14 protein-coding genes are annotated in these 13,058 nt (G+C 75.9%); 8 read left to right on the top strand and 6 right to left on the bottom strand.

Annotated features, from left to right (window positions below; translation table 11 throughout):
• The first annotated feature begins 273 nt into the window (after positions 1-273).
• From rpmH to D0Z06_RS13100, 8 genes are all read left to right on the top strand, one after another.
• Positions 274-411, top strand: a complete 138-nt coding sequence (gene rpmH / locus D0Z06_RS13135) for a 50S ribosomal protein L34 (protein WP_089305879.1) — start codon at positions 274-276, stop codon at positions 409-411.
• Between the two features lies 1 nt (position 412).
• On the top strand, positions 413-811 hold the full coding sequence (gene rnpA / locus D0Z06_RS13130) for a ribonuclease P protein component (protein WP_117377883.1): 399 nt from the start codon (positions 413-415) through the stop codon (positions 809-811).
• Entirely contained in the window at positions 808-1,122 is a 315-nt protein-coding gene (gene yidD, locus D0Z06_RS13125) for a membrane protein insertion efficiency factor YidD (RefSeq protein WP_117377882.1), read from the top strand. The genes rnpA and yidD overlap by 4 nt, the downstream gene beginning before the upstream one ends.
• Positions 1,115-2,239, top strand: coding sequence for a membrane protein insertase YidC (gene yidC, locus D0Z06_RS13120; protein ID WP_199522297.1), 1,125 nt, complete (start codon positions 1,115-1,117; stop codon positions 2,237-2,239). Before yidD ends, yidC begins: the two co-directional genes overlap by 8 nt.
• Before the next feature lie 88 nt (positions 2,240-2,327).
• The gene (locus D0Z06_RS13115) at positions 2,328-2,969 is read left to right on the top strand and encodes a Jag family protein (protein WP_117377880.1); all 642 of its coding nucleotides are present in this window, start codon (positions 2,328-2,330) and stop codon (positions 2,967-2,969) included.
• Positions 2,966-3,622 carry a 16S rRNA (guanine(527)-N(7))-methyltransferase RsmG gene (gene rsmG / locus D0Z06_RS13110; RefSeq protein ID WP_117377879.1) on the top strand — a complete coding sequence of 219 codons (657 nt, stop codon included), beginning with the start codon at positions 2,966-2,968 and terminating at the stop codon, positions 3,620-3,622. Before D0Z06_RS13115 ends, rsmG begins: the two co-directional genes overlap by 4 nt.
• A gap of 74 nt (positions 3,623-3,696) precedes the next feature.
• Positions 3,697-4,785 carry a ParA family protein gene (locus D0Z06_RS13105; protein WP_117377878.1) on the top strand — a complete coding sequence of 363 codons (1,089 nt, stop codon included), beginning with the start codon at positions 3,697-3,699 and terminating at the stop codon, positions 4,783-4,785.
• Entirely contained in the window at positions 4,782-5,819 is a 1,038-nt protein-coding gene (locus D0Z06_RS13100) for a ParB/RepB/Spo0J family partition protein (protein WP_117377877.1), read from the top strand. The genes D0Z06_RS13105 and D0Z06_RS13100 overlap by 4 nt, the downstream gene beginning before the upstream one ends.
• Positions 5,820-5,910: 91 nt before the next feature.
• Here the strand turns inward: D0Z06_RS13100 and D0Z06_RS13095 are convergent, their stop codons facing one another.
• The 6 genes from D0Z06_RS13095 to D0Z06_RS13070 form a co-directional block, all read right to left on the bottom strand.
• Positions 5,911-6,918, bottom strand: coding sequence for a D-alanine--D-alanine ligase family protein (locus D0Z06_RS13095; protein WP_117377876.1), 1,008 nt, complete (start codon positions 6,916-6,918; stop codon positions 5,911-5,913).
• Entirely contained in the window at positions 6,915-8,315 is a 1,401-nt protein-coding gene (locus D0Z06_RS13090) for an aminotransferase-like domain-containing protein (protein WP_233517657.1), read from the bottom strand. The genes D0Z06_RS13095 and D0Z06_RS13090 overlap by 4 nt, the downstream gene beginning before the upstream one ends.
• A 118-nt stretch (positions 8,316-8,433) precedes the next feature.
• Positions 8,434-9,594: an N-acetylmuramoyl-L-alanine amidase gene (locus tag D0Z06_RS13085; protein WP_233517656.1), complete on the bottom strand. Its 1,161-nt coding sequence runs from the start codon at positions 9,592-9,594 to the stop codon at positions 8,434-8,436.
• Positions 9,595-9,699: 105 nt separating this feature from the next.
• A complete protein-coding gene (trxA, locus tag D0Z06_RS13080; protein ID WP_117377874.1) occupies positions 9,700-10,026 on the bottom strand; it encodes a thioredoxin in 327 nt (108 codons plus the stop codon).
• Positions 10,027-10,205: 179 nt separating this feature from the next.
• A complete protein-coding gene (gene trxB / locus D0Z06_RS13075; RefSeq protein ID WP_233517655.1) occupies positions 10,206-11,219 on the bottom strand; it encodes a thioredoxin-disulfide reductase in 1,014 nt (337 codons plus the stop codon).
• A gap of 111 nt (positions 11,220-11,330) precedes the next feature.
• Positions 11,331-12,998 (bottom strand): hypothetical protein, encoded by a 1,668-nt coding sequence (locus D0Z06_RS13070; protein WP_117377872.1) that lies wholly within the window; start codon positions 12,996-12,998, stop codon positions 11,331-11,333.
• Positions 12,999-13,058 lie beyond the last annotated feature (60 nt).

Genomic DNA, 13,058 nt, shown 5'->3' with positions numbered 1-13,058 from the left:
GTGAACTCCGGGGGGGCGGGGTGCCTCCCCGGTACCGGCGCGTCCTGACAGCTCCGGTCGGCCCCACCACCGGGGGCGGTGCACCCCGGGGGTGGGTCGGCTGCCCGGGTCGGCTCGGAGCCCGCCGCCGGGCGGCGCGGTTCGGCTATGCTGGTCGGAGTTCCGCGGACGCGACGCGCCGGTCACCCCGAGACAGCGTCGCCACCCGCGGCCCTCGCGTGCCTGCCCGCCGGCCGGTGCGCGCCGTCGACGTCGTGTCAGTGGGAGTACCTCGTGAGCAAGCGCACGTTCCAGCCGAACAACCGCCGCCGGTCCAAGACCCACGGTTTCCGGCTGCGGATGCGCACCCGCGCGGGCCGGGCGATCATCGCCGGCCGTCGGCGCAAGGGCCGCGAGAAGCTCTCCGCCTGAGGTGCTGCCCGCGCAGGCCCGCCTGCGCCGGCGTCCGGAGTTCACCGCGGTCGTCCGGTCCGGTAGGCGCGCCGGACGGCCGACCATGGTCCTCCACTACCTCCCCGAACGGCCCGTGACGCCGCTGCCCGGCCCCGCCGGCGCAGCCGGTGGCCCACGGGCCGGTTTCGTGGTGGGCAAGGCCGTCGGCAACTCGGTGGTCCGCCACCGCGTCACCCGGCGCCTGCGCGCGGCCGTGCGCGAGGAGCTGCACCGGCTCCCCGGGACGGCCGACCTGGTGGTGCGCGCCCGCCCCGAGGCCGCCGGCGCGGACTCCGCCCGGCTGCGCCGCGACCTCGCCTCCGGCCTCGACCGGCTCCTCGCGCCGCGCGCGGGCACACCTGGACCGGCCCCCCGGTGAGCTCGCCCCGAGGGTCGTCCGGCCGCACCCCGGTGCGGCGGTCCCTGCTGGCCGCCGTCCGCTTCTACCAGCGGGCGGTGAGCCCGGCGCTCCCCCCGCGCTGCCGCTTCGCCCCCACCTGCAGCGCCTACGCCGTCGAGGCCCTCGAGGTCCACGGCGCGGCCCGCGGCACATGGCTGGCGCTGCGCCGGCTGCTGAAGTGCGCGCCCTGGCACCCCGGCGGGTTCGACCCCGTCCCGCCGGCGCGCACCGACCGAGACCACGAGCCGGCGCCCCGCCGGCCCGCCCAGCAGGAGGCTGGCCTTGCTTGACTGGCTGTACACCGCCATCTCCTGGGTGATGGCCCGGTGGCACTCGCTGTGGAACACCGTCTTCGGGGACCCCGCCGCGGGCACCGGCCTCTCCGGCCTGGCCTGGGCGCTGTCGATCGTGTTCCTGGTGGTGACGATCCGGGTCCTGCTGTTCCCGCTGTTCGTCAAGCAGATCAAGTCGCAGCGGGCGATGCAGGAGATCCAGCCGGAGATCCAGAAGCTGCGCAAGCAGTACGGCAGCGACAAGCAGGGTTTCAGCCAGGCGATGATGGCGCTGCAGAAGGAGCGCGGCGTCAACCCGCTGGCCGGCTGCCTGCCGATCCTGCCGCAGATCCCGATCTTCCTGTCGCTGTTCCACGTCCTGCGCCGGCTCGCGCCCGGTGCTCCCGGGCTGTACGGCTGGAGCGACGAGCTCACCGACGAGGCGGCGCGGGCGCCGCTGTTCGGTGCGCCGATCTCGTCCTCGTTCTTCATGACCGGCCCGAAGGCCGAGGCGCTGCTCGCCCTCGACGGCGTGAGCTGGCTCAACATCCGCGTCGTCGGCTTCGTGCTCATCGTGATCATGTGCACGACGACGTACGTGACCCAGAAGCAGACCATGAAGCGGGCCGGCCCCGTCGAGGGCCAGGCGGCGATGGTGCAGAAGCTGCTGCTCTACGGCATGCCCATCAGCCTCTTCGTCACGGGCTTCTTCTTCCCGATCGGCGTCCTGCTCTACTGGTTCACCAACAACCTGTGGACGCTGGGCCAGCAGTTCTTCATCCTGCGCAAGATGCCCCCGCCCGGGTCCCCCGCGGCCAAGGCGAAGGCGGCCGCCGACAAGCCGGCCGTCGACCCCCGCACGCTCGCGCCGAAGCCCGGTGCCAAGCCGGTCCGCCCCAAGCCCGGCCGCCCGGCGACCCCGCCGGTCGACCTCGGCAAGGACGACGCCGGGTCCGGCGCAGCCACCGCCGAGGGGGAGGGCACGACGCCGCCCGCGGGCTCCGGCTCCGGCGGGTCCACGGCGGCCTCCAACGGCCAGCCGCCCGCGCCCCGCACCGGCGGGAACCGGCCGCGCAGCGGCGCCGGCCGGGGCGGTCAGGGCCCCGCCAACCGGGGCAAGCGCAAGCGCCGCTGACCAGCACCCCACCGGCACCGGCGCGCGCGCCGGCCCCACCGACCACCGGGAGAACCCGGCCGCCCCTCACCGATCTGGGAGGACCCCCGTGAGTGCTCCGCAGCACCCCACCGACACCGCCGCCACCGCCGAGGCCACCTCGGGCGCCGTGCTCAGCCCCGTGCCGCAGGACGGCCCGGTCGCGCAGCCGGACCTGCCCGACCCCGACGAGGACGGCGCGGCCGCGCTCGTCGACGACGCGGACGAGGCGGGTGGGGCGGACGAGGCCGACGACCTGCTGGTCCGCGAGGGCGACGTCGCCGGTGACTACCTGGAGCGGCTGCTCGACATCCTCGACGTGGACGGCGACATCGACCTCGACGTCGAGGGCGACCGGGCGAGCGTGGCCATCGTCGGTGGCGACCTGGGGGACCTGGTCGGCTCGGACGGCGCCGTCCTGGAGGCGCTGCAGGAGCTGACCCGGCTCGCGGTCGCCCAGTCCACCGGGGTCCGCAGCCGGCTGATGCTCGACGTCGGCGGCTTCCGGGCCCGGCGCCGGTCCGACCTGACCGCCCTGGCCGGCGAGACCGCCCGGCGGGTCGCCACCAGCGGCCAGCCCGAGCGCCTCGCGCCGATGAACCCGTTCGAGCGCAAGGTCGTCCACGACGTCATCGCACGGGTCGCGGGCGTGCGCAGCGAGTCCGAGGGCGAGGAGCCGAACCGCCGCGTCGTGGTCCTGCGGGAGAAGTGACCCCGCCCGTCGCCCCCGAGGTGCCGCCGGCCCCCGAGCAGGCCCGGGCGGTCTTCGGGGCCGCCCTGACCGGCGTGGAGCGGTACGTGGCGCGGCTGGCCACGGACGGCGTCACCCGCGGGCTGATCGGCCCGCGGGAGGTGCCGCGGCTGTGGGAGCGGCACGTCCTCAACAGCGCCGCGGTGGCCGAGGCGGTGCCGCAGGGGGCGCGCGTGGTCGACGTCGGCAGCGGGGCCGGCCTGCCGGGCGTCCCGCTGGGCCTGGCCCGGCCCGATCTCGCCCTCACCCTGGTGGAGCCGATGGCCCGGCGGGTGGAGTTCCTCGAGGAGGTCGTCGAGGAACTCGGCACCCCCTGGCGGGTGGTCCGCGGCCGCGCCGAGGAGCGGGCGACGCGCGCCGCGGTGGGCCCGGTCGACGTCGTGACCGCCCGGGCGGTCGCCGCGCTCCCACGCCTGGTCGGGTGGTGCCGCGGGCTCATGGCCCCGGGCACCCTGCTGGTCGCGCTGGTCGGGTCCCGCGCCGTCGAGGAGCTGCCGGGGATGCTCCCCGAGCTGGAGGCGGCGGGCATGCGTGGGGTGTCCGCGCGGGCTGTCGGCGCGGAGCTCGGGGAGGCTGCCACTACCGTGGTGGTCATGACCCGTGGACGCCGGTGAGCGCGGTTCCACGTGGAACAGCAGCGTCGCTCGACTCCGTTCCACGTGAAACGGATCGGCAGGGAGGGATCCGGATGACCGACCCGGGCCAGCGGCTGCGCAGCAGCCTCGCGGCCGACAGCGCCGCCGGGGAGCGGGTGGCCGGTCCGACACCGGGCGACTTCGACAGCCCCATCGCCATGGAGGCGCTCCGGGCCACCCGCGTCCTGCACGCCGCCGACCAGGAGCCGTTCCCCGCGCCGAGCCGGGTCCGGGTCATCTCCGTCGCCAACCAGAAGGGCGGCGTCGGGAAGACGACGTCCACGGTGAACCTCGGTGTCGCGCTCTCGCTGTACGGCCTGCGGACCCTGGTCATCGACCTCGACCCCCAGGGCAACGCCAGCACCGCGCTGGGCGTGGAGCACAGCGTCGGGACGCCGTCCATCTACGACGCCCTCGTCGGTGACAGCTCGCTGTCGGAGGTGGTCCACCCGACCTCGGCGAGCCCGCTGCTGCGCTGCGTCCCGGCCACCATCGACCTGGCCGGCGCGGAGATCGAGCTGGTCTCCGTGGTCGCCCGCGAGTACCGGCTGCGACGGGCCATCGAGGCCTACCTGCACGCCCTCCCCGAGCAGGACCGGCCGCACTACGTGCTGGTGGACTGCCCGCCGTCCCTCGGCCTGCTCACCCTCAACGCGCTGGTGGCCGGGGACGAGGTGCTCATCCCCATCCAGTGCGAGTACTACGCGCTCGAGGGGCTGGGCCAGCTGCTCAACAACATCGACCTGGTCCGGCAGCACCTCAACCCGGGCATCGCCGTCCGCACCATCCTGCTGACCATGTACGACGGGCGGACCAAGCTGGCCGACCAGGTCGCCGAGGAGGTCCGCAACCACTTCGGCGCGCTGGTGCTCGACGCCGTCATCCCCCGCAACGTCCGCGTCTCGGAGGCGCCCGGCTACGGGCAGTCGGTGCTCACCTACGACCCGGGGTCGCGGGGTGCCACCAGCTACGTCGAGGCGGCCCGCGAGCTCGCCGAGCGCGGCGTCTCGCTCCCCCCGCTGCCGGCACCGTCGGGCCCGGCCGCGGTGACCGCACCCCCGGCCGCGTCCCTGGCCCTCGGTGACGCTGACGCGGCCACCGTCCCGGTTCCCCCGTCCCGCACCACAGAGGAGCGAGCATGACCAAGCGCGGCGGTCTCGGCCGGGGACTGGCGGCCCTGATCCCGACCAGCGCCCCGCCGGCCGAGCAGCCGGCTCCCGGCACCCCGCCGGAGCCGGCCGGCCCGGGCAGCACGGCGGCGGCCGCCGAGCCGACCGCGGCCCCCGTCCACCTGCTCCCCCCGGCCGCGCAGGCCGCGGCGACGGTGGCCCGGCAGGCCGAGGAGGCGGCCGTCGGCGTCCCCGGTGCCCAGCTGCGCGAGGTGGCCGTCGCCGACGTCGTCCCCAACCCGCGGCAGCCGCGCCAGGTCTTCGACGACGAGGCGCTCGAGGAGCTCACCCACTCGGTCCGCGAGTTCGGCCTGCTGCAGCCCATCGTCGTCCGCGAGCGGACCGACGGCGGCTACGAGCTCATCATGGGCGAGCGGCGGCTGCGCGCCGCCCGGGCGGCCGAGCTGGACAGCGTGCCGGCCATCATCCGGGACACCACCGACGACGCGCTGCTGCGGGACGCGCTGCTGGAGAACATCCACCGCGTCCAGCTCAACCCGCTCGAGGAGGCGGCGGCCTACCAGCAGCTGCTCGAGGAGTTCGGCGCCACCCACGAGGAGCTCGCCCAGCGGATCGGGCGCAGCCGCTCGCAGGTCACCAACACCATCCGCCTGCTCAAGCTGCCGGTGAAGGTGCAGACCCGGGTGGCCGCCGGGGTCATCTCGGCCGGGCACGCCCGGGCGCTGCTCGGGCTGCCGGACGCCGAGGCGCAGGACGCGCTCGCCACCCGGATCGTCGCCGAGGGCATGTCGGTGCGGGCCACCGAGGAGGCCGTCGCGCTGGCCGTCGCCGAGCAGCCGGCCGCCAAGCGCCGGCCGCGGCGGTTCAACGCCCCGGGTGTCGAGGACCTCGCCGGCCGCCTCTCCGACGCCTTCGAGACCAAGGTGCGGATCCAGATCGGCCGGGCCAAGGGGCGCATCGTCGTCGAGTTCGGCTCCGTCGACGACCTCCAGCGGATCATCGGCCAGATGGCCCCCGACATCACCGGGCGGCACCCGGAGGGCTGAGCGGCCCGTCCCCGCGACACGAGGCCCGTTTCCGTCACAGCGGAAACGGGCCTCCTCGCCCGTGCGGCCCCGGCACGGCCGGGGTCGGCGCTCAGCGGGCCGTGGCGGCCCGCCGGGTGAGCAGCCGGGCGAGGACGTCGCCCAGCGAGTGGCCGGCCGCCTCGAGGGCCATCGGGTACATCGAGGTCTCCGTCAGCCCCGGGGAGACGTTGACCTCGAGGAAGTGGACCTCGCCGTCCGGGCTGACGATGGCGTCGGTGCGGGACAGGTCGGCCAGCCCGAGCACCCGGTGCACCTCGACGGCGAGCGCCGCGGCCCGGGCCGCGACGTCGTCGGGCACCCGCGCCGGTGCGTGGTACTCGGTCAGGCCCGGGGTGTACCGCGCGGTGTAGTCGAAGACGCCGGACTCGGGCGTGATCTCCACGGCCGGCAGGGCCTGCGGCCCCTCCCCCAGGTCCACCACGCCGAGGGCGAGCTCCACGCCGTCCACGAAGCGCTCCACGAGCACGGTGTCGCCGTAGGCGAAGCAGCTGACCATCGCGGCGGGGAGGTCCTCGACACGGGCGACCTTCTGCGCGCCGAGCGCGGACCCGCCGGAGGCGGGCTTGACCATGAGCGGCAGCCCGAGCCGGGCCACGATGAGGTCGAGGACCGCGCCGGCGCCGAGCTCGCGGAACGTGCTGTGCGGCAGGGCCACCCAGTCGGGGGTGGTCAGGCCGGCGGAGCGGACGACGCCCTTCGCGGCGGGCTTGTCCCACGCCAGCCGGCAGGCCGCGGCCGGGGAGCCCACGTAGGGGACGCCGGCGAGGTCCAGCACCGCCCGCAGCGACCCGTCCTCCCCCGTCGCCCCGTGCAGCGCGATGAACACCGCGTCGGCGCGGGCGGCGGCCAGCCCGGGCAGCAGGTCGGCGTCGGCGTCGCGCAGCTCGGCGTCCAGGCCGACCCGGTTGAGCTCCTCCCAGACCTGGGTGCCCGAGGAGAGGCTGACCTCCCGCTCGAAGGTGAGGCCCCCGGCGAGGACGACCGCCCGCAGCGGGTCCCCGCGGTCCGGCGGCGCGGCGGCGGGTGCCGCGGCAGGTGTGGTGGTGGGCTCGCTCATCCCCGGTCCCCGTAGCGGTCGCTGTTGGCGGGTCCCACGAACGGGTCCACGCCCGGCACCTGGGTCCCCCCGCGGACGGCCCGGAAGGTGCCGGTGTCGACGGCGTCGAAGGTGGCGTGCAGCTCCAGCTCGGCCTCGACGACCCGGGCCAGCCGGCGCACCCCCTCGCGGATCTGGTCGGGCTCGGGGTAGCAGTAGGACAGCCGCATGTGCTCGCGGCCCGAGCCGTCGGCGTAGAACCCGATGCCCGGGACGTAGGCGACGTGCGCGTTGACCGCCCGCGGCTGCATGAGCTTGGCGTCCAGGCCGTGCGGCAGCTTCAGCCAGACGTAGAACCCGCCGTCCGGGTGGGTCCAGGTGGTGCCCGCCGGCATGAGCGCCTCGAGCGACTCCAGCGTGGCGTCGCGCCGCTCGCGGTAGAGCTCGGTGAACAGCTTGATCTGCTCGCGCCACGGCTGGGTGTCCAGGTAGCGCGCCACGGCGTACTGGGTCAGCGACGGCGGGCAGAGCACCTGGGCCTCGGTGGCCAGGACCAGCTTCTCGCGCACCGCGAGGGGGGCGAGCACCCAGCCGACCCGCAGGCCCGGCGAGAAGGTCTTGGAGAACGAGCCCAGGTAGATGACCCGCTGGTCGTCGCGCGCCCGCAGCGCCCGCATCGGCTCCCGGTCGAAGCCGAGCAGGCCGTAGGGGTTGTCCTCGATGACGAGCAGGTCGTACCGGTCGGCGATCTCCATGACCGCCTGGCGCCGCGGTTCGGAGAGGGTGACGCCGGCCGGGTTGTGGAAGTTGGGCACCGTGTAGAGGAACTTGACGCGGTCCCCGGCGGCGCGGCACTCGAGCAGCGCCTGCTCCAGCGCCTCGGGCACCAGGCCGTCGTCGTCCATGGTCACGTGCCGGACCCGGGCCTGGGCGGCCTCGAAGACGCCCAGCGCGCCGACGTAGGAGGGGCCCTCGGCGAGGATGACGTCACCGGGGTCGCAGAACACCCGGGTCACCAGGTCCAGCCCCTGCTGCGAGCCGACGGTGACGACGACCTCGCTCGGCGAGGCGTCCGTGATGCCCTCCAGCGCCATGACGTCGCAGATGCGCTCGCGCAGCCGCGGGTCACCCTGACCCGAGCCGTACTGCAGCGTCTGCGCGCCCATGCCCGTGACCAGTTCCCCGATCATCGAGCCCACGGCGTCCAGCGGGAGGGCGGTGACCGCGGGCATGCCGCCGGCGAGCGAGACGACCTCGGGGCGGCTCACCACCGAGAACAGCGCCCGGATCTCCGAGGTCTTCATCCCGTGGGTGCGTGCGGCGTACCGGTCGGCCAGCGGGTCGAGCCGCGGGTGGCGCGGCGCCGGGTGGGGGTGCGCACCGGGGCCCGGGGAGGTGCCGGGCGGGAGAGAGGCCACCCGTCGAGTGTAGGGAGGCCCTCCGCCGGGCCGGGCGGGGGACACGGGCGGACGGACCGGTCCGCCCCCACCCGTCACTCGCGCCCCGCCCACCCGTCGCACCGGCCGGGCGGGGCCGCTAGACCCGCGCGGGGAGGACGAAGGTGCCCGTCGGCGGGTCGGCCTCGGCGGGCAGGAACAGCCGCTGCACGGCCGCCAGGACGGCGCTGGCCACCGTGCTGCGCAGCCGGGCGTCGAGCAGCAGCAGCCGGTCGACGGGATGGCTGAGGTACCCGCAGTCCAGCCGCACGGCGGGCATCCGCGAGGCCCGCAGCATCTGCCACGTCTTGGGGTGCGAGCCCAGGTCGACCAGCCCGGTGCGGGCCACGACCTCCCGGCGGAGCAGGTTCGCGAACTGCTCGCCCACCGTGGAGGACGCCCCCGACCCGGTGCCGTAGTAGAAGCTCGCCACCCCGCGGGCGTGCTGGGAGGCGTGCCCGTCGACGTGCAGGGAGAGGAAGAGGTCGGCCCGCGCGTCGTTGGCGAAGGCGGTGCGCTCCTCGCCGGTCGGGTTCTGCGAGCGGCCGCGGGTGAGGTACACCGTGGCGCCCGCGGCCGCCAGCCGCCCCTCGATGCGGGAGGCGAGATCGAGCACCAGGTCGGCCTCGGTGGTCTCGCCGACGGTGTGGCCGGGGTCCGGCCCGCCGTGGCCGGGGTCGACGACGATGCGGCGTCCGATCAGGTGCGGGCCGCTCTCGACGAACACCGCGCTCTGCCGCAGCAGCTGCGGCCGGCCGCCGGTGACCTTGCGGCCCAGCTGGCGCAGCGCCCGGAACGTGGCCGGCCCGCACGTGCCGTCGGAGGTCAGCCCGTAGTCGCGCTGGAAGGCGCGCAGGCCGCGCTCGGTGTCGGCGCCGAACACCCCGTCGACGGGGCCGGCGTCGTAGCCGAGCTCGTGCAGGCGCTCCTGCAGCGACGTGACGTCGTCCCCGCGGGTGGGGCGCTCGGGGTCGTGGTGCAGCAGGCGGTCGCCGAGGGACCACCGGGCCTCCGACAGCGCCCGGTAGGTCTCCTCCCCCACCAGGCCGTCCACGGTGAGCCCGCGGACCTGCTGGAAGTGGCGGACGGCGAGCTCGGTGGCCCGGTCGTACTCGGCCTGCTCGAGGTCCCCGGGGTCACCGGGCCCGGCGCCGTTGGCCGCCGGGAGGAGCTCCAGGGCCCGCAGGGCGGCCCGGACGTCGGCGACGGCGGGGCCGCGGTCCCCCGGGCGCAGCGGGTGCATGCGGCTGTCGGTTCCCATCCCGGTCGATTGTGGTCCCCCCGAGGGGGTGTCGGCGCACCGGGGCGGCCCGGGACGCGCCAGGGCCGCCCCGGCGCCGAGCCGGGGCGGCCCTGGAGGCGGCCCCTACAGGTAGTCCGCGAGGTCGGAGAGGATGGCGCCCTTCGGCTTGGCGCCGATGATGCTCTTGACCGGCTTGCCGCCCTGGAAGACCGTCATCGTCGGGATCGACATGACCTGGTAGTCACGGGCGATCTGCGGGTTCTCGTCGATGTTGAGCTTGGCGACGGTGAGCTTGTCGGCGTGCTCGGCGGCGATCTCCTCGAGCACCGGGGCGACCATCTTGCACGGTCCGCACCACTCGGCCCAGAAGTCGACGAGCACGGGCTTCTCGCTGCCCAGCACGTCGTCGGCGAAGCTGGCGTCGGTGACCGTCTTGGTGTTGCCTGCCATGGTCTTCCTCTCGTGGTCGGGGGTCCGCCGGGCACAACCAGCGGCGGCGGCCGGCTATGCCCGATGGCGTGGGTGCCCGCTCCGGGGAGCCCCGAACCGGGCGCGCGGCGCACCCGGCACCGGGTCGGCGCGCGTTCGGGGCCCGGCTGCCGCCGGGGCTCAGCGCTCGCGCCGGGGGCTCAGCGCTCGCCGAAGGCCTCGGCCAGCCAGCGCTCGGCGTCGATCGCCGCCGCGGCACCGGTCCCGGCCGAGGTGATGGCCTGCCGGTAGATGTGGTCGACGACGTCGCCGCAGGCGAAGACGCCCTCGATGTTGGTGCGCGTCGTCGGGTGCTCGACCTGGATGTAGCCCTCGTCGTCCAGCTTCAGCTGGCCGGCGAAGAGCTCGCTGCGGGGGTCGTGGCCGATGGCGACGAACATGCCGGCGACCGGGAGCGTCTCCGTGGCGCCGGAGTCGACGTCGGTCAGCTCGACGCCGGCGACGGTCTCCTCGCCGAGGACGTCGCTGACGGTCCGGTTCAGTGCCCAGCGGATCTTCTCGTTGTCCTGGGCGCGCTTCTGCATGATCTTCGACGCGCGCAGCTCCGGGCGCCGGTGCACGACCGTGACGCTCTTGGCGAAGCGGGTGAGGAAGGTGGCCTCCTCCATCGCCGAGTCGCCGCCGCCGACCACGACGATGTCCTGGTCGCGGAAGAAGAAGCCGTCGCAGGTGGCGCAGGCCGAGACACCGCGGCCGAGCAGGCGCGCCTCGTTGTCCAGGCCGAGGTACCGGTACTTGGACCCGGTCGCGACGATGACGGCGTGCGCCCGGTGCACCTCGTCGCCGACCTTGACGACCTTGGGGGTCGCGGCCAGGTCGACCTCGGTGACGTCGCGGGCGACCAGCTCGGCGCCGAAGCGCTCGGCCTGGGTGCGCATGTCGTCCATGAGCTGCGGGCCCTGGACCCCCTCGGGGAACCCGGGGAAGTTCTCGACCTCGGTCGTGGTCATGAGCGCCCCGCCGAACTGCGAGCCCTCGAACACGAGCGGGTGCAGGTTGGCGCGGGCGGCGTAGACGGCGGCGGTGTAGCCGGCCGGACCCGAGCCGATGATGATCAGATCGCGGACCCCGTCGTGCTCCGCGGGCGGGATCGCGGGCTCGGCGTGCTCGGCGGTCACCGCGGGGCCGGGAGTGGGCTGGTGGTCACTGGTCACAGGCGGCACAACGAGGATGGTAGGGGCGCCATTCCCCGGCGCCGGGCCGCGCCGGCCCACCCCGCGACCCCGTCCTCGGGGCGGGTGCGGTGGAGTGGTGGGGTGCTGCCGTCAGCCGGCCCGGGTGACCGTCACCTCGGCGAGGTCGCCCTCGAAGCCGCCCTCGGCGGGCACGAGCGAGGTGATCCACACCAGCACGTAGCGGGCGTCCACCGGCTCGGGGAAGGCCAGCTCGGTGGTGCCGTCGACGGCGCCGGCGGCGACGGTGGGGTACGCCTCGAGGTCCGTGGTGTCGGCGGTCCCGGCGCGGACCTCCACGGCGATGCCCGGGGTCGTGGTGGTCACCGAGACCCCGGAGACGGGCTGCGCGTCGCCCAGGTCGTAGCGGACGCCGACGCCCGGCTTGAGGTTGCCGAACGCGGCCGAGCCCCGGTAGGTGACCGTCGACCAGGCGGTGCCCGGGTCGCCGTCGTGGGACAGGCCCACCGCGTCGTCGTTCTCCGGCTCCCCGTCGCCGAACGGGTTGAACACCACCGACCCGGCGATGGCGGCCGGCCCGGCCGCCGGCGGGGCCGCCGGCTCGGGCTCCGCGGCCGGGGCGCTGCTGGCCGGCGGGGAGGTGGCCGCGCCGTCGGCCTCCTCGACCGAGCCGGCCACCGACAGCACGTTGCTGCCGACCCACCAGGCCAGCGCGACGACGACGGCGAGGGCCAGCAGCGGCAGGCCGATGACCAGCGCCCGGCGGCGGTTCTCCGGCAGCGACCCGGTCCCCTCCTCGTCGTCCCAGCGGTCGTCGTCCCAGCGGTCGTCGGCCCACCGCTCGTCGGCCTCGGCGCCGAACCCGTCACCGAGGGGCAGCAGGTCCTCCTCGGCGTCCCGGCGCGGGGGGGCCGGCGGTGCCGGGGGTGCGGGGCGCCGCGAGCCGCGCGCGGCCAGCGTCGGGGCCGGGTCGTCGTCCTCGGGGGGGAGGAGGTGGACGCCGGCGTCCCCCGCCTCGTCGTGGTCGTCGGCCCGACCACCGGCGGCGTCGCGCCGCTCCCGCAGCCGCCGGAGCCACCCGCTGTCGCTCTCGTCGGCACCGCGGGCGGTGTCGGCGACGGGCCGGCGGGGGCGCTCGGCGAGCAGGGCGGCCATCGCCGCGACGCTGGACAGGCTGCCCGGCTCGGTCGACCGGGCCCGGCGGACGAGGGCGGCCAGGTCCGGGGAGAGGCCGGCGGCCCGGCCGGGAGCACCCGCGGTGAGGCAGTGCTCGACCAGTTCGCCCAGCGCGGCGATGTCGCCCTGCATGGTGCCGGTGACGGCCGGGACCGCGCGCAGCCCGACCAGCCCGTTGGGCCGCAGGACCACCGCCTCGGGGGTCAGCCCGCCGACGGCCAGGCCGACCCGGTGCGCCTCCGCGACGCCCTCGGCCAGCCGGCGCAGCACGGTGCGCGCCTCGGCCTCGGGCATCGGCCCGTCGGCCAGCCGGTCGGCCAGGGTGCGCCCCTCGATCCACTCGTTGACGACGTAGGCCGCGCCGCCCGGGCCGTCGTGGCCCTCGGCGGCGTCGTAGACCATCGCCAGCGTCGGGGTGGCCAGCCCGCCGGCGGTGAGCGCGCGGGTGATCCACTCCCGGGCGGCGTGGCCGCCGGGGGTGTGCACGCGGATGGCGACGTCGCGGTTGAGGACCCGGTCGCGGGCGCGCCAGGCGTGGATGACGCCGGTCGCCGTGGTCTCGGGGGGACCCAGCTCGTCGAGGGGGCGGTAGCGGTCCGGGAGGCCGGTGATCGTGGACGTCATCGGCTCAGCCGGCCCCCCTGTTCGCTGCCCAACGGGTCCGGGGTGCCCCGGCCCTGGCGC

It is taken from the genome of Geodermatophilus marinus (assembly GCF_003428645.1).
Taxonomy (GTDB): Bacteria; Actinomycetota; Actinomycetes; order Mycobacteriales; family Geodermatophilaceae; genus Geodermatophilus.
This window is presented reverse-complemented; position numbering and strand designations above follow the sequence as displayed.